Source organism: Marinobacter sp. NFXS9 (assembly GCF_040148665.1).
Lineage (GTDB): Bacteria > Pseudomonadota > Gammaproteobacteria > Pseudomonadales > Oleiphilaceae > Marinobacter_A > Marinobacter_A mangrovi.
This window is the reverse complement of sequence record NZ_JAGDDW010000001.1, coordinates 488,425-509,158: the sequence shown is the minus strand read 5'-3', so window position 1 is coordinate 509,158 and position 20,734 is coordinate 488,425. Positions and strand designations below refer to the sequence as shown.

The 20,734-nt window shown below is 61.2% G+C and carries 14 protein-coding genes and 1 tRNA gene; 8 read left to right on the top strand and 7 right to left on the bottom strand.

Annotated elements, in window-relative coordinates; genetic code table 11:
• Positions 1-3: 3 nt before the first annotated feature.
• Positions 4-3,732, top strand: a complete 3,729-nt coding sequence (gene recB / locus J3364_RS02210) for an exodeoxyribonuclease V subunit beta (protein WP_349556778.1) — start codon at positions 4-6, stop codon at positions 3,730-3,732.
• Positions 3,729-5,903 carry an exodeoxyribonuclease V subunit alpha gene (recD, locus tag J3364_RS02205; RefSeq protein WP_349556335.1) on the top strand — a complete coding sequence of 725 codons (2,175 nt, stop codon included), beginning with the start codon at positions 3,729-3,731 and terminating at the stop codon, positions 5,901-5,903. The genes recB and recD overlap by 4 nt, the downstream gene beginning before the upstream one ends.
• Positions 5,904-6,566: 663 nt before the next feature.
• On the opposite strand, the gene J3364_RS02200 is transcribed toward recD, so the two are convergent.
• The 3 genes from J3364_RS02200 to J3364_RS02190 all read right to left on the bottom strand — a co-directional run bounded on the left by J3364_RS02200 (position 6,567) and on the right by J3364_RS02190 (position 8,301).
• Positions 6,567-7,412, bottom strand: coding sequence for an ion transporter (locus J3364_RS02200; protein WP_203141017.1), 846 nt, complete (start codon positions 7,410-7,412; stop codon positions 6,567-6,569).
• A 71-nt stretch (positions 7,413-7,483) separates the two neighbouring features.
• A complete protein-coding gene (locus tag J3364_RS02195; RefSeq protein ID WP_349556332.1) occupies positions 7,484-7,927 on the bottom strand; it encodes a hypothetical protein in 444 nt (147 codons plus the stop codon).
• Between the two features lie 14 nt (positions 7,928-7,941).
• Positions 7,942-8,301, bottom strand: a complete 360-nt coding sequence (locus J3364_RS02190; protein ID WP_123634490.1) for a hypothetical protein — start codon at positions 8,299-8,301, stop codon at positions 7,942-7,944.
• 151 nt (positions 8,302-8,452) lie between these two features.
• Between J3364_RS02190 and J3364_RS02185 the strand changes: the two genes are divergently transcribed.
• From J3364_RS02185 to J3364_RS02175, 3 genes are all read left to right on the top strand, one after another.
• Complete coding sequence (locus J3364_RS02185; protein WP_349556330.1) at positions 8,453-9,235, top strand: SDR family NAD(P)-dependent oxidoreductase; 783 nt, start codon at positions 8,453-8,455, stop codon at positions 9,233-9,235.
• A gap of 107 nt (positions 9,236-9,342) precedes the next feature.
• A complete protein-coding gene (locus J3364_RS02180; RefSeq protein ID WP_349556328.1) occupies positions 9,343-9,750 on the top strand; it encodes a hypothetical protein in 408 nt (135 codons plus the stop codon).
• A 55-nt stretch (positions 9,751-9,805) separates the two neighbouring features.
• Positions 9,806-11,047 carry a saccharopine dehydrogenase family protein gene (locus tag J3364_RS02175; protein ID WP_349556327.1) on the top strand — a complete coding sequence of 414 codons (1,242 nt, stop codon included), beginning with the start codon at positions 9,806-9,808 and terminating at the stop codon, positions 11,045-11,047.
• Between the two features lie 7 nt (positions 11,048-11,054).
• On the opposite strand, the gene cydC is transcribed toward J3364_RS02175, so the two are convergent.
• From cydC to J3364_RS02155, 4 genes are read right to left on the bottom strand one after another with little or no spacing between them, the layout of a single operon-like run.
• Complete coding sequence (cydC, locus tag J3364_RS02170) at positions 11,055-12,716, bottom strand: thiol reductant ABC exporter subunit CydC (RefSeq protein WP_349556325.1); 1,662 nt, start codon at positions 12,714-12,716, stop codon at positions 11,055-11,057.
• On the bottom strand, positions 12,709-14,460 hold the full coding sequence (cydD, locus tag J3364_RS02165; RefSeq protein ID WP_349556323.1) for a thiol reductant ABC exporter subunit CydD: 1,752 nt from the start codon (positions 14,458-14,460) through the stop codon (positions 12,709-12,711). The genes cydC and cydD overlap by 8 nt, the downstream gene beginning before the upstream one ends.
• The gene (cydB, locus tag J3364_RS02160; protein WP_349556322.1) at positions 14,444-15,445 is read right to left on the bottom strand and encodes a cytochrome d ubiquinol oxidase subunit II; all 1,002 of its coding nucleotides are present in this window, start codon (positions 15,443-15,445) and stop codon (positions 14,444-14,446) included. The genes cydD and cydB overlap by 17 nt, the downstream gene beginning before the upstream one ends.
• Before the next feature lie 2 nt (positions 15,446-15,447).
• Positions 15,448-16,893, bottom strand: a complete 1,446-nt coding sequence (locus J3364_RS02155; RefSeq protein ID WP_349556321.1) for a cytochrome ubiquinol oxidase subunit I — start codon at positions 16,891-16,893, stop codon at positions 15,448-15,450.
• Positions 16,894-17,177: 284 nt separating this feature from the next.
• Between J3364_RS02155 and J3364_RS02150 the strand changes: the two genes are divergently transcribed.
• From J3364_RS02150 to J3364_RS02140, 3 genes are all read left to right on the top strand, one after another.
• The gene (locus J3364_RS02150; RefSeq protein ID WP_349556319.1) at positions 17,178-17,801 is read left to right on the top strand and encodes a class I SAM-dependent methyltransferase; all 624 of its coding nucleotides are present in this window, start codon (positions 17,178-17,180) and stop codon (positions 17,799-17,801) included.
• 99 nt (positions 17,802-17,900) lie between these two features.
• A tRNA-Leu gene (locus tag J3364_RS02145) sits at positions 17,901-17,987 on the top strand.
• A 204-nt stretch (positions 17,988-18,191) separates the two neighbouring features.
• Positions 18,192-20,726, top strand: coding sequence for a DEAD/DEAH box helicase (locus tag J3364_RS02140; protein WP_349556318.1), 2,535 nt, complete (start codon positions 18,192-18,194; stop codon positions 20,724-20,726).
• The last annotated feature ends 8 nt before the right edge of the window (positions 20,727-20,734 follow it).

Genomic DNA, 20,734 nt, shown 5'->3' with positions numbered 1-20,734 from the left:
GATATGGACAACCGCCGATTGGACCCCATTACCTTTCCGCTCCACGGCAGCCGGCTGATCGAGGCCAGCGCCGGCACGGGCAAGACGTTCACCATCGCGCTGCTATACGTGCGTGCGATCCTCGGCCACGAGCCCATCGCCGACAACGCCCACGGGCTGACGCCCCGGGACATCCTGGTAGTGACCTTTACCGAAGCCGCCACCAAGGAACTGCGGGACCGCATCCGGTCGCGCCTGGCTGAGGCTGCGGACCTGTTCCGGGCGGATCCGGCATTGATCGATGCCAACCAGCGCGAAAGCGAAACCGACCCGCTCAAACGCCTGCGCAATACCTGCCCGGATGAGAGCTGGGCCGCCAACGCGCGCCTGCTGGAACTGGCGGCGGAATCCATGGACGAAGCGGCCGTGCACACCATTCACGGCTGGTGTTACCGCATGCTGCGGGAGCACGCCTTCGACAGCGGCGGTCTGTTTCACCAGACCCTGGAAACCGACCACTCCGAGCTGCAGGCGGAAGTCGTCCGCGACTACTGGCGCACCTTCGTCAATCCGCTGTCGGAAAGCGCCGTGGAAACCTATCTCCAGGCCATTGCCTCGCCGGATGCGCTGCACGACGCCATCCGCCCGCTGGTGAACAGTCCGGATGTGGAATCCAATGACGAACTGACCGATCCCCAGTCGCTGATCGAGCCGGCCATGGCCGAGCGGGTAGCGCTGTTCGACCGTTTGCGGCCCGCCATCCCGGAGGCCGTCGCCGATTTCCGGGAACGCTTTGAGCGGGCCAAGGCCGCCAAGGAAGTGGATGGCCGAAAGCTACGCGCCGACTGGCTCGAAGGCTGGCTGAACGGGCTGCTGGAGTGGTCGCAGACCGAAGGCGTCGCCTTGCCTGTAGTAAGCGACAAACTCTGGGAGCGCCTGACCTCCGAAGGCGTCAGCGAGTGCTGGAAAAAGGGCACGCCGCCGACCGACGCCGCTCTGGTTAAGGCGGTGGACGACCTGGCGGCTGAACGCGAACGGGAGATCCCACGGGAGATGCTGGTGCGCCAGGCCGCCGGCTGGTGCCGCGTGCGTCTGGAACAGGAAAAGCAGCGTCGTGCCGAGATGGGCTTCGATGACCTGCTGACCCGACTCGACAGCGCGTTGCAAGGCGAGGGCGGCGAACGACTGGCCCAGGCGATCCGGCAGCAGTTCCCGCTGGCGCTGGTGGACGAATTCCAGGACACCGACCCGATCCAGTACCGGATTTTCGATGCGGTCTACCGGGTGCCCGACGACCGGCCGGAAACCGGCTTCTTCATGATCGGCGACCCCAAGCAGGCGATCTATGCCTTCCGGGGCGCGGACATCCACACCTACCTCAAAGCCAGGAACGCCACGGCCGGGCGCCACTACACGCTGGCCCGAAATTTCCGTTCGGCTGAAGCGATGGTGACGGCCAGCAACCAGATCTTCCAGCAGGGCGAGTCCGTCTCTGGCAAGGGCGCGTTCCGCTTCCGGCGCAGCGATGGGATCAACCCGTTGCCATTCCATGCCGTCGAAGCCCAGGGCCGGAAGGAGCGGTTTGAAGTGGCGAGCGAAGGGCCGCCGGCGCTGACTCTCTGGTACGGCGATGAAGCCGGCACCAAGGACGCAACCGTGGAAAGCATCGCCGCATCGTCCGCCAGTGAAATCGTCCGGCTGCTGAATCTGGGCCGACGGGGCGAAGCCGGTTTTCGGGATGCTAATGGAAAACTGGACGCCTTGAAGGCCGGCGATATCGCGGTGCTGGTGAACACCGGCCGCGAGGCCGACGCCGTGCGGGGCGAACTGGCACAAAGGGGCGTGAAAAGCGTTTACCTGTCGGACCGTGCTTCCGTGCTGGACACGCAGCAGGCGGCCGACGTGTTGCTGTGGCTGGAAGCCTGCGCCGAGCCGGAGCGGGAGCGTCCGGTCCGGGCCGCACTGGCCACCGCCACACTGGACCTGGACTGGAACACCCTGGACCACCTTCGCCAGGACGAACTGGCCTGGGAATCGGAAATCGAACGCTTCCGCGAGTTGGGCCAGATCTGGCGCGACAAGGGCGTGCTGGCGATGATCCGCCGTATCCTGTCGACGTTCGATGTGGCTGCGCACCTGCTGCGCCAGGCCAACGGCGAACGGGCGCTGACTGATGTGCTGCACATCGCCGAGCTGCTGCAACAGGCCAGCCAGCATATCGACGGCGAACAGGCCCTGATTCGCCACTTCGAGGAAATGATCGCCGACCCCGGCGCAGACGCGGAAACCCGTCAGGTGCGCCTGGAAAGCGACGCGGATCTGGTCCAGGTGGTGACCGTCCATAAATCCAAGGGACTGGAATACCCGCTGGTGTTCCTGCCATTTGCCTCCGGCGCCCGTCCCGTCACCCCGAAACAGTCACCGATTCGCTGGCACGACGCCGAGGGCCGTCGACAGCTGTCGTTCAATCCTGACGGTGATGCGGTGGCCATGGCCGACGAAGAACGGCTCGGCGAAGACATCCGCAAACTATACGTGGCCCTGACCCGGGCCCGTTACGCCACTTGGGTCGGCGCGCCTTTCCTGCGTAAGGAGACACCGCTGGGCGCGCTGGCATCGCTCGGTGCCTTCGACGACAGCGGCGAGTCGGAGTGGGCCGCCTGCCTCCGGCAGCTGGCCGGCGATTGCGAGGCCATTGCCGTCGTCGAACAGCCCGAGGCGTCCGATACCCGGTATCAGCCGGAGGCGGCGCGGCAGCCCGGGCCGGCCCTGACACCCGTTCGTCAGGCGGGCGAGCACTGGTGGATCGCCAGTTACTCGGCGATTCGCTATCAGCAGCCTGATACCGAGACAGAGGCGGGCAGTGGGCTCCCAGCCGACGCTCGCGAACCCGAAACCCCGGACGCGGAGCGCCTCTCCGAGGAAAGCGAGGCGCCTGCCGCGGTGGCCCTCAAACCTTTGCGCACGCCCTCGACCCAAGAGCGGCGACTGCATCGTTTCTACCGCGGCGCCGGCCCCGGCACCTTCCTGCACGATGTGCTGGAATGGGCGGCAGAAACCGGCTTTGTCCGGGTTCTGGCCGAACCCGAGGTGATGCAGGAATGGCTGACCCGACGCTGCAGCATCCGCGGCTGGGACGCCTGGGCGCAGCCCCTGGGACACTGGCTGACCGACCTGATCCAGGCGGACCTGCCGCTACCGGTTCAGCCGGATGGCACCGCCGGAACACTGCGTTTTGCGGACGAGCCCCGGATGGTCCCGGAGATGGAGTTCTGGATTGCCAGCCAGAGCCTGGACGTGCGCAAGCTGGATGCCGTCGTCCGCCACCACACCTTGGGCGGCCGGGAGCGCCCGGTGGCGTCGCCGCTCCAGCTCAACGGCATGTTGAAGGGCTTTATCGATCTGGTGTTCGAACAGGACGGCCGCTACTACGTGGCGGACTACAAATCGAACTACATCGGGCCGGAGGATGCGGACTACCACCCGGACGCGCTGGCCGAGGTCATCGCCGAGCACCGCTACGACCTGCAGTACTGCCTGTACCTCCTGGCCCTGCATCGCCTCCTGCGATCCCGGCTACCGGATTACGATTACGACCGTCACATCGGCGGCGCTGTCTACCTGTTCCTGCGCGGCAACCAGGCCGAAAGCCGGGGCGTGTTCTGCGAGCGGCCGGATCGGGAATTGATCGACACACTGGATCGCCTGTTCCGGGGCGAATCCGTGACGGGCACAGCGAGCGAAGCACCATGACCACCGATACCACACAACAGATGTTCGCCTTCGACGACGCGCCCCTGAAGGATGCGGAGACGGTGCTGTCGATCCTGCGCCAGTGGGTGGATCTGGAATGGTTGCGCGCGCTCGACCTGTCATTGGTCACGCTGCTGCACGATGAAGCCGTCAAAGCAGGGCAGGCGCCCGACCCGCTGCTGCTGATGGCGGTGGCCCTGGCGTCCCACCAACTGGGTCGCGGGCACGTCTGCCTGGATCTGGCGACCATGAACCGACAGGGCTACGACGCGCTGCTGTCGCTACCGCCAGAAAACGAGGACGCGCCGGAGCAGCGCCTGCTGCCGTCGGAAGTCCTGCTCGGCGTGTCCGAGGCCGAATGGAATCAGGCCTTGAATCATCCATTGCTGGTGGCCAATGGTGCCGACGCAGAGACTCAAACCAACCAGCCACTGGTGCGGAACGGCCTCCGGCTCTACCTGCGCCGCTACTGGCGCTATGAACAGACCATTGCCAACCAGATTGCGCAGCGGCTGGCTCAGGCGGCACCGATCCAGACGACCGGTTCCCAGGAAGCCCAGTTACTGGAAGAAGCCCTGACCCGACTGTTTGGCGCCGCCAAGCCGGAAAGCGACACCGACTGGCAGCGGGTCGCTTGCGCCAACGCGGCCCGGGGTGGTTTCAGTGTGATCACCGGTGGTCCGGGGACGGGTAAGACTACGACGGTCGTGCGACTCCTGGCAGCGTTGCAGCACGTGGCTATGAATCGCCCGGAAGAGAACCGAGAGCTGGTCATCCGCCTGGCGGCACCCACCGGTAAAGCCGCCGCCCGGCTCAACGAATCCATCGCGGGCGCCGTGGACAAGCTGGACCTGGCGGCTTTTGGCGACGGGGAGCGCCTGCGCCAGGCGATCCTGACCGAAGTCACCACGCTGCACCGGCTGATGGGCAGCATCCCGGGATCGCGGCGCTTCCGGCATCATCGCCACAATCCGCTGCTGGTGGATGTCCTGGTCGTGGACGAGGCATCCATGGTCGACGTGGAAATGATGGCCCAGGTGCTCGACGCCTTGCCCGAGAACGCCCGGATCATCCTGCTGGGGGACAAGGACCAACTGGCGTCCGTGGACGCCGGCGCGGTGTTGGGGGATTTGTGTCAGCGGGCCAGTGAGGGCGGTTATCGCGAGTCCACGCTGGAATGGCTGGAATCGATCACCGGTTGTCGGATTGATCGCCAGTTCGCCGCCGAAGACGGTTCGGCACTGGACCAGAGCATTACGCTGCTGCGTCGCAGCTATCGTTTTGACGAACACAGCGGCATCGGCCAGCTGGCCAGGGCCGTAAACCGGGCCGGCACGGGCGACACCCCGGTGAATCCGGCGGACGTGTCGCAGTTGTTTGAGAAAGACTATCCCGACATCGCTCGCCGAAGATTACCGCGAGACAGCGACTCGGTGATCGCCGAGCACTGTATTTCCGGCGGTGCCGAAGCCTTCCCGGCAGCCGGGCAGGGACGGGGCAGCGGTATCGAATCGCCCCAGGGCTACGCCCATTACCTGCAGGTGATGAAGCAAACAGCTCCGGCGCCGGGCGCGGACCAAACCGAGCTGGATCAGTGGGCGAATGCGGTACTGAAAGCCCACAACCAGTTCCAGGTCCTGTGTGCCTTGCGGCGCGGGCCGCTGGGCGTGGAGGGGCTGAACACGTTGATTGCCGGCGCGCTCCAGTCCCGTGGTCTGATCGGCGCGACCGAGGGCTGGTACGCCGGTCGTCCGGTGCTGGTCACCCGCAACGATTACAGCGTGGGTCTGATGAACGGGGATATCGGGATCACCCTGTCGGTTCCGGTGACCGGTGAGGCGGCCGATTCAAACCGGCAGGTCCTGCGTGTGGCGTTCCCGGCCAACGATGGCAGCGGCCGGATCAAGTGGGTGCTGCCCAGTCGCCTGCACGCGGTCGAAACGGTCTATGCCATGACCGTCCACAAATCCCAGGGCTCGGAATTCGTGCACACGTGCCTGATCCTGCCGGATCGGCGCAATCCGGTGCTGACCCGGGAGCTGGTCTACACCGGCATCACCCGGGCGCGGCATTGGTTCAGCCTGCTGTTGCCGGATGAGGGTGTATTCCAGGATGCGATCAGTCGTGGGGTGACGCGGACGTCCGGGTTGCGGGCGGCGTTGGAGGCATAGTTATTATGGTCCCCCGGTAGGTTGGGCTGACGCAGGAAGCCCAACAACATAGGCCTCGCCTTCGTCCGTGTTTGCCTTTGAATCCGATACGGCGATCTGGAGTAAATGGAAGGAGGCGATGGGACATCGGGTCTCGCTGGACAGGCCTGTTGGGCTTCCTGCGTCAGCCCAACCTACGATTCTGCATTCCGGAATTGCAGGCTTATATCTCCCTCTCCCCTCGCGGGAGAGGGCCGGGGAGAGGGGGAGGCGCCACCAGGCGCCCATCAGTCTCACAAGCATCCCGGCGAGGCTTTCGCCTCGTCCCCCTCTCTCCAAACCTCTCTCCCGCAAGGGGCGAGAGGCTTTTAAAGCGGCGGCGTCCGCAAAGCATCGTTGCATTGGGATGCCGGGAGCTCACGTCCATCGATACCCATCACAACCTACGATTCTGCATTCCAGAATTGCAGGCTTATATCTCCCTCTCCCCTCGCGGGAGAGGGCCGGGGAGAGGGGGAGGCGCCACCAGGCGCCCATCAGGCTCACAAGCATCCCGGCGAAGCTTTCGCCTCGTCCCCCTCTCTCCAAGCCTCTCTCCCTTGAGGGGAGAGAGGCTTTTAAAGCGGTGGTGGCCGCAAAGCTCGTTGCACTGGGATGCCGGGAGCTCACGTCCATCTATACCGATCAGCGATTCTCGCTGTCCCGCACCGGCAACCGGTGATTCACCATCTCCGTCAACGCCTGCAACTGCTGCTGCACCTCATCCAGCTTGCGGGCCATGTCGTCCCGTTCGCGGTGGGCCTGTTCGGCCTCGCGACTGTTCTGCTCGGCGCTCATCACCTCCAGGATGACACCGATCATCATGTTCAGGAACACGAATGCCGTCAGGAAGATGAAGGTGATGTAGTACAGCCAGCTCAGCGGATATTCGGACATGGTTTCGTACATCACGTCCGTCCAGTCTTCGAACGTCGCCACGCGGAACAGGGTCAGCAGCGATACGGCCACGTCGCCCCACAGATCCTCGTTGATCGGCGCGAAGAACAGCGAGCCCATGGCGGCGTAGATGTAGAAGATGATGAACATCAGCAGGGCGATGTAGCCCATACGGGGAATCGCCTTGAGCAGGGAGTTGATCAGGAAGCGCAGTTCCGGGATCACCGACACCAGGCGCAGCACCCGGAACACCCGCAACAACCGCCCCAGCAGGACCGCTTCGGAATTGTCGAGGGGGATCAGGCTGCCCACCACGACGATGGTGTCGAACAGGTTCCAGCCATCCAGCAGGAAGCGTTTCTTGTCCGGATACACCGCGAAACGGAAGACGATCTCCAGCAGGAAAAACACGGTGATCGCACCATCCAGGAAGAGGATGGACTGTTCGACTACCTCGGGAAGGTCATAGGTCTTGGCGCCGATTGCGAGCGCAGACAGGATAATGATGGCGATAACCGACGTCTGGAACAGCTTGCTCGATTCAATCCGGCGCAGGCTTCCCAGCACGGACGAGGCATCCGTGGAGTACGACATGGCGGGGAGTCTCCGAAATAAACAGGGTAGCGTTGGATTTTATTCAGTTGCCCGCCAAAGGAGAAGCGTTCTCAGTCTTTATCGCCGTCGTTCTTCTGGCGCCGACGGTTCAGGCGGATGATGACGTCCGCCAGTGAGTGGATCTGGCGATTGGCGACGCGTATGGAGCGATACACCCGGGTGGAGACGTCGTCGTGGATTTCCCGGGCACGCAGGCTGTTTTCACGGATCCGGTCGTCGCCGGACAGGCGATCGATGGCCTGGAAGGTGGTGTCGCTCAGCATACGGTGCAGGACGGCAATCGCCGCGGTGCCGCCATCGACGGAGTCCTGCAGCATCAGGCGCCGGTTGTCGGCCTCGATGCGCTCGAATTCGCGTTTACGTACCGAATTCTCGACCCGGGCGAGCGTAGCTTCCAGGTGTTTGAACCGCTCACCGATGTGCGACGCACGGTGCCAGGCTAGCCCCATCAACAAGGCGGTCGCGGTTATACCGGCCAGCAATATCCAGAGCATGGTGACTCTCTCCGTTAGCGATATTCCACCTTCATTTCCGCTTCGACGCCGCGCTCGGCCAGTTCGGCGCCGACTTCACGCATCACCTGCTGGTACACCCGGCGGCACACCATATTGGGCAGGTGATCCGCCACAATCCGCGCGGACCGGGACTCCCGCTTGGCCACGGCGATCGGGTCCAGCACCCGCACGGTCAATACCATCTGCGGCTCTTCGCTGCGGCGCCCACCGTTCAAAGATTCGATCCGGGACAGGGCGCTCTCCAGCATTTCACCCTGACGCTTGAGCTGGCGATACAGCACAATCGCGGCGATGAGCAGGCCAATCACGCACAAGGCGAGGAACACCGTCACGTTGGAAACTCCTGTTACCATGGTTGTTTCATCGTTGTCGTCCCTACAGGCACTTGGCCTGCGAGGCTTTCCCGCATAGTGTGAGGGACGTCAGCGGCCTTGCGATTGGCCGAAGTGCCGCTTTAATAACGGACGCCCGGAAACCCGCGGCCGCACAGAACAGGGAGATGGCATGAGCCGAAGAACCGCTTTGGTCACCGGTGCCTCCGCCGGCATCGGCAAGGGATTCGCCGAGAAACTTGCCAGTCAGGGTTACGACCTGGTGCTGGTGGCCCGCCGCCGCGAGCGTCTGGAAGCGCTCGGCACGGATCTGCAAGCCCGCTTTGGAGTGGCAGTTCACATCGTGGCCGAGGACCTGGGCGATTCCGGCGCCGTGGACCGCATCCTCCGCGCTGTCGACGACGCGGGACTCCACGTGGACTTCCTGGTGAACAACGCCGGTTTTGCCGCGCGCACGAGCCTGGTGGACAGCGATTGGTCGGTGCTGAACCAGGAAATCCAGGTGATGGTCACGGCGCTGACCGAACTCATGGTCAAACTGGGCCGGCGCATGGTGAAGCGGGGCTACGGGCACATCATCAACGTGGCGTCCCTGGCCGCCTTTGCACCGTCGCCGGCGGGCATGCTGTACACCGGCATCAAGAATTACGTGGTCAACGTCTCCGAGAGCGCCGACATGGAATTTCGTCAGCACGGCGTTCGGGTGACCGCATTGTGCCCGGGCTTTACCTACACTGAATTCCACGACGTCCAGGGTACGCGCGAGCAGGTCAGCCGCCTGCCGTCGATTCTGTGGCAGGACGTGTCGGCCGTCGTCGAAGAAGGCTACCGGGCCGCGTTGGCCGGCAAGCCGGTTTGCGTTCCGGGCCGGTTCAACAAGGTCATCGCATCGGTCAGTGGGTTGCTCCCCGAGTCCGTTCGCTATCAGCTGGGACGGCGGGGCCGCATCTACTGATCGTCTTGAACCGCAGCCCGCAACGGTGCGTATCAAACCTGGATAACCGCTAACGCGTTGGATTCTGTCTATACTGCCTGTTTTGTGCCGCAACCGGGGGAATGGCTATGGAATGGCTCAAGGCTTTTGTCGCTGGTTTTCTGGCGACGCTCCTGTTTCATCAGGGGCTGTTCGGTCTGTTTTATCTGGCGGGCATGGTGCCGGCCGCACCCTACAATATGGCGCCGGTTCCGCCGTTCCATGTGCCCGCCGTGATGTCGCTGGCATTTTTTGGTGGTTTGTGGGGCATTCCCATCTGGGCCATCATCCGGCGCATGAAGCCGCTGATGCACTGGTTTAGCGCCATCGTCCTGGGGGCCATCGGGCCGACCGTGGTCGCCATGCTGGTGGTTTTCCCGCTCAAGGGAATCCCTGTTTCCGGACAGACCTGGATGGGCGGTCTGGTCCTGAACGGCTTCTGGGGCCTGGGTCTGGCGGTGTTCATGGCGTTTATGGTGAATCGTAAAACAGTATAATAATCATAATTCTAAAGAATATTCTTCAGCTACTTTCAGAAAAAGGGATCTCAGAATGAGTCAGGCACCATTCGATATTGTGGTTTTTGGCGCGACCAGTTTTGTGGGGCAGATTCTGTCCCGATACCTGCTGGAGCGCTACGGCGCCGGGGGCGAGGTCAAATGGGCCATCGCCGGCCGTTCCGAAGCCAAGCTGGTGACGTTCAAGTCGGGGCTGGGTGAGGCGGCCGCGGATCTTCCAGTCATCATCGCGGACGCCGGCAACGAGGCATCGCTGACCGAGATGTGCGAACAGACCCGCGTGGTCATTTCCACGGTCGGGCCCTATGCACTTTACGGCGAACCGCTGGTTCAGGCGTGCGTGAATAGCGGTACGGATTACTGCGACCTGACCGGCGAAGTCCAGTGGATTCGCAAGATGATTGAGCGATACGAAGAGCAAGCCAAGAAGACCGGCGCGCGGATCGTGCATTGCTGCGGCTTCGACTCGATTCCCTCGGACCTGGGCGTTTATTACCTTCAGCAGCAAGCGAAAGCTCAGTTCGGTGAGCCGTGCTCGACGGTGAAAATGCGGGTGAAGGCGGCCAAGGGCGGTCTGTCCGGTGGCACGGTGGCCAGCATGATCAACGTCACCAAGGAAGCGGTCGCCGACCCGGCGTTACGTAAGGAGCTGGCGAACCCGTATTCCATCTGCCCCAAGGATTTCCGGCCGGCCCGTCGTCAGCACAACGTGAAAGCGGCGGAATACGATGAGGATTTCAAGGCGTGGACGGCGCCGTTCGTGATGGGCGCCATCAATACGCGAGTGGTACACCGCTCCAACGCCTTGCAGGGCGCCGCCTATGGTCAGGAATTCGGTTATGACGAAGCGGTCCTGACCGGTAAGGGGCTCAAGGGACGCGCGGCGGCGCTGGGTGTGGCTGCAGGCCTGGGCGGTTTCCTCGTGGCCGCGACGATCAAGCCCGCCCGCTGGGCGCTGGAGAAATTTGTGCTGCCCAAACCAGGCGAAGGCCCGACCCCCAAAGCCCAGGAAGAAGGCTTCTTCGACCTGCGTTTCGTGGGCATTTCCTCCAAAGGCGAGATGATTCGAACCAAGGTCACCGGCGATCGTGATCCCGGCTATGGCTCAACCGGCAAGATGCTGGGCGAGGCGGCCATGTGCCTGGCGTTCGATATCGACGATCCTGAGAAGCGCCCCGGCGGTTTCTGGACCCCGGCCTCCCTGCTGGGCCAGAAAGCCATCGACCGCTTGGTGAAAAACGCGGGCCTGCGGTTCGAACTGCTCGAGAACCGTTAGACCCGCATCAGCTTTTCCAATCTTCCGTGGTCAGCGTCCTGTGCATCGGTGGCAGGGCGCTGGCGTCATGGGCCAGTCCCACCACCGTCTTCCCGCTCAATTCAATTTCCAGCGCCTTGGACAGCTGCGCGGCCGTGTCCCGATCCAGGCCGGTAAACGGCTCGTCGAGAATCAGGATGGGCGCATCCAGCAGGAGCACGCGTGCCAGGGCGACCCGGCGGGCTTCACCGCCTGACAGTTGACGGCCCGCTTCGCCGACCCAGGTCATCAGCCCCAGCGGCCAGCTGTCCACGGCTTCCGCCAGTTGCACCACCTCCAGCACGTGCCAGATTTCACCGGAGGTGATGTCCGGGCGCGCCAGCTTGAGGTTGTCCAGCAGGGTGCCGTTGAACAGGTGAGTGCGCTGGGTCAGGTAGGCCACATCCCGCTGCGCGCCGATGCCGTTGACCGGCCAACGGGTTCGACCGTGGCAGCGAATCTCGCCGGTATCCGGCGTCAGCAGACCGGCGGCCAGGTCGGCCAGCGTGGACTTGCCGCTGCCGGACGCTCCGATCAACCCAACCCGGTCTCCGGGGGCCAGTTTCAGCGAGAAGTGGCGTAACAGCGGGTGGTGATCTTCGAACGCAAAGCCCACATCGTGCCATTCCAGTTCGCCGGGCGTGGGCTCGTCCACGGCTTCGGGAGCCTCCATCAGTTCGTAGTGCACTTCGGTATTCAGGCGCCGGGCGGAAGCCACGGTACCGCCGAATTCCGCGTAAGCCGGGGGCAGGGCAGTCAGGATTTCACCGAGGCCCAGCACCGCCAACGCGATAAGCACCGCCACCGGGCCACTGACCGCACCGGATTCGACCCCGCCAAGGCCCATAACCAGTGCCAGCAGGGCAACCGCCTGCACCGTCCAGGTGATCAGGCCCTGCGCCGTGGAAACCGACCGCTCCGTGGCGTACTGCGGGCGCATCATGGTTTGATCGTCGTCCAGCAGGCGGTCGCAATGTGCGCCGATCAGTCCCGCTGCCCGCAGTTCCGCCTGGCCTTCCAGGGTCTCGATCAGTCGGCCCCGCAGGGCTTCCAGGCGCTCGACCCGGCGCGCGGTGCGCTGTCGATTCATTCGGGCCAGACCCAGCGTGATGACGGCAGTCAGCGCCAGCAGGGCGACCAGCACCCAAAGGGCGAGCTGACCGCTGACCAGCAACGCCAGCAGGCTGACAGCGCCAATGGCCAGAATCGCCACACCCAGCGGCGCCAGCAGCCGCAGATACAGGTTGTCGAGTGCATCGATGTCCTGCACCAGACGGCTCAGCCGATCCGAGGCCCGGGCGAACAGGTGCTCATGGGGGAGCTGGTGAGCCAGGGTCGAAAACAGGCGAACGCGCAGGTCGGCCAGCAAGCGCAGCACGGTATCGTGGTTGAATACCCGCTCCACATAACGGGACACGGTCCGGGTGATGGCAAAGAAGCGGATGCCGCCGCCCGGCACGTAGATGTCCAAAAACGCGTGGATGCCTTTGGCCAGCAGGGCGCCGGTGATGGCCGAGGCGGTCAGGAACCAACCGGACAGACCCAGCAGGCCAATGGCGGACAGCACCGTCAGCAGGATCAGCACGCCGCCAATCGCCAAGCGGCCACGACGTTGCAGGATCAGTTTCAGCCAGGGCCAGAGTTCATTCATGGATCAGCCCTCCGTGACGGACGCGGTACACCGTGTCCGCCATATCCAGCAATTGCGGGTGATGACTGGCCAGCACCAGGGTCCGACCATTGGCGACCAACTCGTCCAGGGCCGCGATCACCTGCTCTTCACTTTCCGCGTCGAGGCCGGCCGTGGGCTCATCCAGCAGCACCAGAGGGTAATCCGCCAGGAAAATACGCGCCAGCGCCAACCTTCGGGCCTGACCGCCGGACAGCCCGGCGCCGGACTCGGAGACCGGGGCATTGAGCCGCAGTGGATGGGTGGCCACCAGGTGCTTCAGTCCGGCCTTGGCAATGGCCTCCAGCAACTGCTCGTTGGTCGCATCCGGCGCCACCAGGCGCAGGTTCTCCGCCCAGGTGCCCTGCAGGATAAAGGGGGACTGACCCAGCCAGCCGAAGGGGCGGATGCCCGGCGTTTCACCAAACACGCTGATCGATCCGGACTGGGGCTGGCAGAAGCCGGCAATCAGGTGCAGCAGGGTGGACTTGCCGCAGCCTGAAGGCCCTTCCAGGCCGACAATCTCGCCCGCGCCGATCGTCAGCGACAGATCGGCAAACAGCGGGCCGCGATCGACGAACCCAAACGAGACGTGCTTCAGGTGAATGCCTTGGGCGGTGTCCGGTGTGTCGTAAACCGTTGGGGCCGTCGGAGCACGAGCGGATTCGGCCTCCAGGCGTTCCAGCAGACAATCCGCCGCACCGATTGCGGAGGCGCGGTCGTGGTAATGCTGGGACAGCAGGCGCAGCGGCTGGAAGAACTCCGGCGCCAGCAGCAGGATGAACAGGCCGCTGAACAGCGTCAGCTCATCGGCGCCGCCGAAATGGATATAGCCCAACAGTCCGAAACCGATGTACATGGCGATCACCGCAATGGCGACCGACGAGAAAAACTCCAGCACCGCCGAGGACAGGAACGCCACCTTGAGCGTCTTCATGTTCACCTTACGGAACTGGTCGGTGACCAGGCCCACCTCGCGGGTGGCTTTGTCGGTCTGACCGAACAGCTGCAGGGTCGTGAGCCCCCGCAACCGGTCCATGAAATGACCGGACAACCGGCCCAGGGTTTCGAAGTGCTGTTGGTTCAGCTTCTCGGCGCCCATACCCACCAACGCCATAAACAGCGGAATGAGCGGTGCCGACAGCAATAGGAAGAGGGCAGCCAGCCCGTCGTAGCAGAACACCACCACCAGGATCAGCAGCGGTACGATCACCGACAACATCATCTGCGGCAGGAATCGTGCGAAGTAACCGTGGAGGGCTTCCACCTGTTCCAGCCACTCGCTGGCCAGCGTTGCCGGACTGGTCTGGGACAGCCCCGTGGGGCCTTGGGCCTGCCAGCTGTCGATCAGTTGGCGGCGAACGGATTGCCGGATGGTTTCGCTGGATGCTGCAGCCGCGTTGTCGCGCATGATCTGGAAGGCGCCGCGCAGCAGAATCGCGGCGAGAATGCCGCCAATCAGAGGTGTCAGCGTGGCCAGTTCGACGTGCGTCATCACCACCTGGGACACCAGCCAGGCCGTCAGACCAAGCTGGACCACCATGGCCACGGCGGACGCGGTGCCGCCGACAATCGCGAGTCGAATCTGGGGCCGCGCCGGGCCGGCCAGCTCGTTGAGCCAGTGTCGGACCCGCCGTTGCCTTTCCCGATCGGATGAGGAACGGCTCCCGGCATCAGCGCCGGGAGCCTCGTCAGTGGAGGAGGTTGGTTCAGTGATAGCCGACACCTGCCTTGACCTTGCCGCGGAAGACCCAATACGACCAGGCGGTATAGGTCAGGATGATGGGCACGACGAACAGCACACCCAGCAGCAGGAACAGCTGTGACTCCGGCGCCGAAGCCGCATCCCACAGGGTATAGTCCGGCGGCACCACATAGGGCCAACGGCTCGCCACCAGACCCAGATAGGTGAAGATGAACATGCCCATGGTCGAGACGAACGGCATGCCTTCGCTGCGCTTACCCACGTGCCGGAAAATCTGGTAGGCACAGAACAGCGCCAGCGCCGGGAAGATCCAGATGACTTCGATGGTGGAGAACCACCGATCGCGCACCAGCTCGTCTACAAAGGGCGTCCAGGCGCTGACGATGGCAAACACGACCAGCACCACAAGCAACAGCGGACGGGTGATCTTGTAGGCCCATTCCTGGATATAGCCTTCAGACTTCAGGATCAGCCAGGTGCTGCCCAGCAGCGCATAGCCCGCCATCAGGCCCAGGCCGGTGAGCACGGTGAACGGAGTCAGCCAGTCCAGCGCGCCGCCGACGTAAACGCCGTTCTGGGTTTCAAAGCCTTGGATGTAGGCGCCGACCACGCAACCCTGCGCGAACGAGGCGATCATGGAGCCAACCGCAAAGGCCCAGTTCCACAGATAGCGGGACGTGCGTGCCTTGAAGCGGAACTCGAACGCCACGCCCCGGAAGATCAGCCCGGCCAGCAGCAGGAACACCCCGATGTACAGCGCCGGCAGGAAGATCGAATAGACCAGCGGGAACGCGGCCAGCAACCCGGCACCGCCGAGCACCAGCCAGGTTTCGTTGCCGTCCCAGATGGGAGCGACGGAGTTCATCATCACATCCCGGGCCTGTTCGTCCGGCGCGAAGGGGAAGAGGATACCCAGCCCCAGGTCAAAGCCGTCCATCAGGACGTACATGATGACGCCGAAGCCGATAATCACAGCCCAGATAAGCGGTAGATCGATCAATTGCATGATTAGTGGCCTCCCTTGTTCAGCGGTGCGGCGTGGGTGTCGTGATCACGTCCCGGATAGGGACCGGCTTCGAAAGTGACGTGCGCGGCCGACAGCGGACGCATGGCACGATCGTGTTCCTCATCCACCGGCTCTTCGTCTTCCACGCCCATCTGCAGGACCCGGAACAGGTAGTAGACGCCGGCGGTGAACACCATGGCGTAGACCACGATGTAGCCGATCAGCGTGAACAGGGCCATGCCGCCGGTCAGCGACGGCGTAACCGCCTCGGCCTGGGTCATGATGCCGTAGATCAGCCAGGGCGCCCGGCCCACTTCGGTCACGAACCAGCCGCTGAGAACCGCCAGGAAGGGCGCGATGCTCATCAGTCGCAGGCTCTGCAGGTACCAGACGGTGCTGTACAGCTTGCCGGTGGCTCGCAGGATCACGCCAATCACGCCGGCGAGGATCATCAACAGGCCCATGGCGACCATGATGCGAAAGCTCCAGAACACGATGGAGACTGGCGGCTGTTCATCCGGCGATACCTCCTTCAGGCCCGGCACGACACCGTTCCAGTCGTGGGTCAGGATCAGGCTCGCCATATGCGGGATGCCGATTTCCATCAGGTTGGACTGGGTCTCCTTATCCGGCCAGGCGAACAGCAGCAGTGGCACGCCAGACTGGGTTTCCCAGTTGCCTTCCATTGCCGCTACCTTGGTGGGCTGGTGCTCCAGGGTATTCAGACCGTGCTCGTCGCCAATAAACGCCTGCGCCGGCGCCAGGAACAGGATCAGCCACAGGCACATGGACAGCGCCTTGCGGTTGGCTTCCTTCTCGCGACCGAGCAGCAGGTACCAGGCGCTCACGCCCGCCACCACAAAGCTCCCGGTGAGGAAGGAGGCCATCACCATGTGCAGGAAGCGGAACGGGAAAGAGGGATTGAAGATCGCCTCGCTCCAGGACAGCACGTGGATCACGCCGTCGCGCATCTCGGTGCCCGCCGGGGTCTGCATCCAGCTGTTGGCGACCAGGATCCAGAAGGCCGAGATGAACGTGCCCAGGGCCACCATCAGTGCGGCAAACAGATGCACACCTGCCGGCACCTTGTTACGCCCGAACAGCAGCACCCCGAGGAAGCCCGCCTCCAGGAAGAAGGCCGTCACCACCTCGTAGCTGAGCAATGGCCCGATAAAATTTGACGAGGCCTGTGCAAAATTGCTCCAGTTCGTACCAAACTGAAACGACATGACAATGCCAGAGACCACACCCATCCCGAAGACCACGGCGAAAACCTTCGTCCAGAAGGCCGACAGTCGTTCCCAGGCCGGGTTTTGAGTGCGAAAGAACAGTCCTTCCAGGACTGCGATGTAGGACGCCAGGCCGATCGTGAAGACCGGGAAGATCGCGTGAAACGATACAACGAAGGCGAACTGGATACGGGAGAGGAGAATGGGATCTAAATCCACGGGTACCTCCGGGCACAGGTTAGACAAAGGCGTTCCAGGTCATGCTGGAGCTGCCGCTCAAACGAAAACGAAATGCCATCTGAGGAGCGGGGTGCTGTCTGGTGACCAGAAGACCCCTTATTGTTACCGGCATCCGGAATGACGGACTGTGAGGATCCATGACCAGTCCGAAAATCCTGCTCAGCGTACCTGTCGAGCCATCGCATGCATTGACTGAAATCAATATCGGAAATCAATAGCCTACATGCCTCTAACAATAGTAGTGCGCGAACCGGAGTGTTCAAATGTCACTTTATGAAGATCATGTTTTACCCCATCTGATTAACCGGGCCTGCTCCATCGGACCGGTGATGAAACTGCGCCAGCAACTGGTGCCTCAGGCCCGGGGCGATGTCCTCGAAGTGGGCATGGGGTCCGGGGTGAACCTCCAGTTCTACAATCCCGACAGGGTCAATTCAGTATGGGGCCTGGAACCGTCCGAGGGCATGCGACGGATTGCCGCGCGAAACGTGGCCGCCGCGCCGGTAGCGGTGAAATGGCTGGATTTGCCGGGCGAACGCATCCCACTGGAGGACGAGAGCGTCGACACCGTGTTGCTCACCTTCACCCTCTGCACCATCCCGGACTGGTTCCAGGCCTTGCAGCAGATGAAGCGCGTGCTCAAACCGGACGGCCAGCTCCTGTTCTGCGAACACGGCTGCGCCCCGGAGCCAGGCGTGCGCAAATGGCAAGACCGCCTGACCCCGGCGTGGCGAAAAGTCGCAGGCGGCTGCCACCTGAACCGACCCATTACCCGGTTGCTGGAATCCGCCGGCTTCGAGATCGAATCGGCCGAAAGCCTTTATATCCAGAATACGCCGAGGATTGCCGGATTCGTGACGTACGGAGTGGCGCGAAAGCCGGGTTAGGGGAGGAGCGATATGGTTGAGAATTGACCGATTTGAAGGGCGAGATTGCGATCAGGCACAGCTACTTATACAATCCCCGCTCCTTTCAGCACTCCCTCTGCCCGGGTGGTGAAATTGGTAGACACTGGAGACTTAAAATCTCTTGACCGTTAGGTCGTGCCGGTTCGAGTCCGGCCCCGGGCACCATAAAATTCAGCAACTTAACTAATCACGTCTTCTTTGCGCTTTATCTCTAGCAGCCCATGTGGACATTATGTAGACATAATGAAAGCTAGCTGATTGCTTATCATGGGGCGAATGTTAACCTCGTGTTAGATTCAACTAGTCTTCTGCCAGACAGGGCGACATCAAAAACAACAGCAATATGGCTTCTGAGATGAGAGGGATTTCATGGTTGATTTCAACGCAATGCGGAATGCAAAAAAAACAAAACTTCCGAACGATCCACAAGAAATTTTCAGACGACTTCCGAAGCCACCTCAAATCAATGATTTGTATACTAGCCAGGCAGAAGTTTTGCAGGATTGGTACTCGAACAGAAATGACCGAGACGTTGTTGTAAAGCTGCACACTGGAGGCGGCAAAACTCTTGTTGGACTGCTCATGGCTCAATCAACCCTAAATGAGCTGAAAGAGCCTGTTATCTTTCTTGCACCAACCAATCAGCTTGTAAACCAAACCCTTTTGAAGGCGCAAGAGTATGGAATTAAAGCTTGCGGTTATGAAAGCGGCTCCCCGCTAAATGATGAGTTTATAAACGGCAAGTCGGTCTTGGTGGCTTCCTACAAGGCGCTCTTTCATGGAAAAAGCAAATTTGGCTTGGTGGGCAGTAATAGCGCCGTAAGAGTCGGCGCAGTAATTCTCGATGATGCACACGTGTCATTCTCGGTTCTTCGGGATAGCTTTACCCTCGATATCGCAAAATCAGGAGACAGCGAGGAGCTATACCACGATTTGGCAGGGTTATTTCGCCAAGCGTTTTCCGAGAACTCCCAGATTGGAACATTCGATGATGTTGTCGGCGGGAATGAACGGTCAGTGCTGGAAGTGCCTTTTCATGCTTGGCTGGAAAATCTAGCGGTTGTTAGAGAGAAACTTCGCCCAACCGAGGGAGGGAATCGCTTTGTATGGCCCCTTGTGAGGGATAATCTCCATCTTTGCCACGCGTTCGTGGGGCGAAGATCTTTTACTATTACGCCAATCTTACCTTTCGTCGACATGTTTCCCACGTTTCACGATGCGCCTCGCCGAATCTACATGTCCGCGACAATCGCAGACGATAGCGAGTTGGTGCGAACTTTTGGCGCTGCAAAAGCCGCAGTGCATCAGCCCCTGTGTTCAAGATCATTGGCCGGCGTGAGCGAGCGAATGATACTTACGCCTCAGCTTATGGAATACGGCCCAGATGTGGCGCAGGTTACTCGGGAGGTTTCCGAATGGACAACGAGAAACCAGGGCTTGGGCGTCGTTATATTGTCTCCATCGAACAAACTGGCTCAGGAATGGAGTGATATAGCGACGATTGCGAAGGGATCAGCAGAAGTTGATGATTTAGTGACTAAACTTCAGGCACGTCAAATTAACGGGCCTGTGGTTTTTGCAAATCGTTATGACGGAATAGATTTGCCTGGCGAATCATGCAGGCTCTTGATTCTAGATGGGCAGCCTCAAGGTAGCTCGAACTATGAACTATACAGGGCCAGCGCATTGCAGGGAGGATCGAGCTTGGCTCGCATGTTGGCTCAGCGGATTGAGCAAGGCATGGGTCGCGCAGCTCGAGGATCTGGAGATTATTGCGTTGTTTTGCTGGTAGGGGCTGACTTAGCTGCATGGATAGCTAAAGAATCCAATTTTCAATACCTAACTGCGCCCACTAGAGCTCAACTTGAGATCGGTTCAGATATCAGCAAGAGAATTGGAACCAACGAAGAGTTTAGAGAGACTGTTTCATTCAGTTACGACAGAAATAGTGACTGGAAAAACTTTCACGCCGAATCTTTGGCAGAAATGGTAGAGGCCGCCGAAGCCCACCCATTGCCCATCGAGCTTGCATCAAAGGAAAGGAAGGCGATTGATCTTTGGCGAGATGGTTATCATGAGAAAGCTATTGCAAAGCTCCTTGATGCAATAGGAGAGATTGGAGATTCAGATAGGCCGCTCAAGGGATGGCTGTTTCAAATTTGCGCAAGAATTGCGTATCACTGGGGAAACCAACAGCTAAGTGACGACTATCAGCAGCATGCATTTGGTCTGAATAGGATTCTGCAAAAACCGGCGATCAGACCGCCATATCAGGCAATTAATCCCCCCAGCTCACAGGCGGAAGCACTGGCGTCCTTAGTTGGCCAGTATCGATTTAGGCGAGGGCTGGAGAATGATTTCGATAGCGTTGTAGCCAAACTTGCGCCTACATCTTCTGCCTCCCAGTTTGAACAATCACTTGCAGACTTAGGCCAACTCATCGGGTTTTCTACGGAAAGGTTTGATGAAGGAGGAAAAGGGCCTGATTTGATTTGGTTACTTTCTCCAAGCAAAGGACTTGTCATCGAAGCCAAAAGCAGGAAGTTAATAGATAATCATTTCACAAAGGATGAGCACGGCCAGTTATTGGTCGCCGAGAAGTGGTTCAATAGAAACTATCCCAATATGACGTGTCTCTGCGTGTCTGTGCACCCAAACCACCTTTCTACAGAGGCCGCAGAGGCAACAACCAGCTATGTTCTGACTTACGCGAAACTTCAAGAGTTGGTCGTCGAAGCCCGCGGTATTATAAGAGCACTATCTCGTTGCTTGCTTGAAGGCGAGGCGCTAAAAAATGAATGCGAGCGACTCTTGTACACGTCAAAGATCCGATATGACCAAATTGCCGAACACTTCCTATCTCCGTTCGAGGTGGTTCTCCCTGAAGAGAAAACAAAAGAATAGGGCGGGTT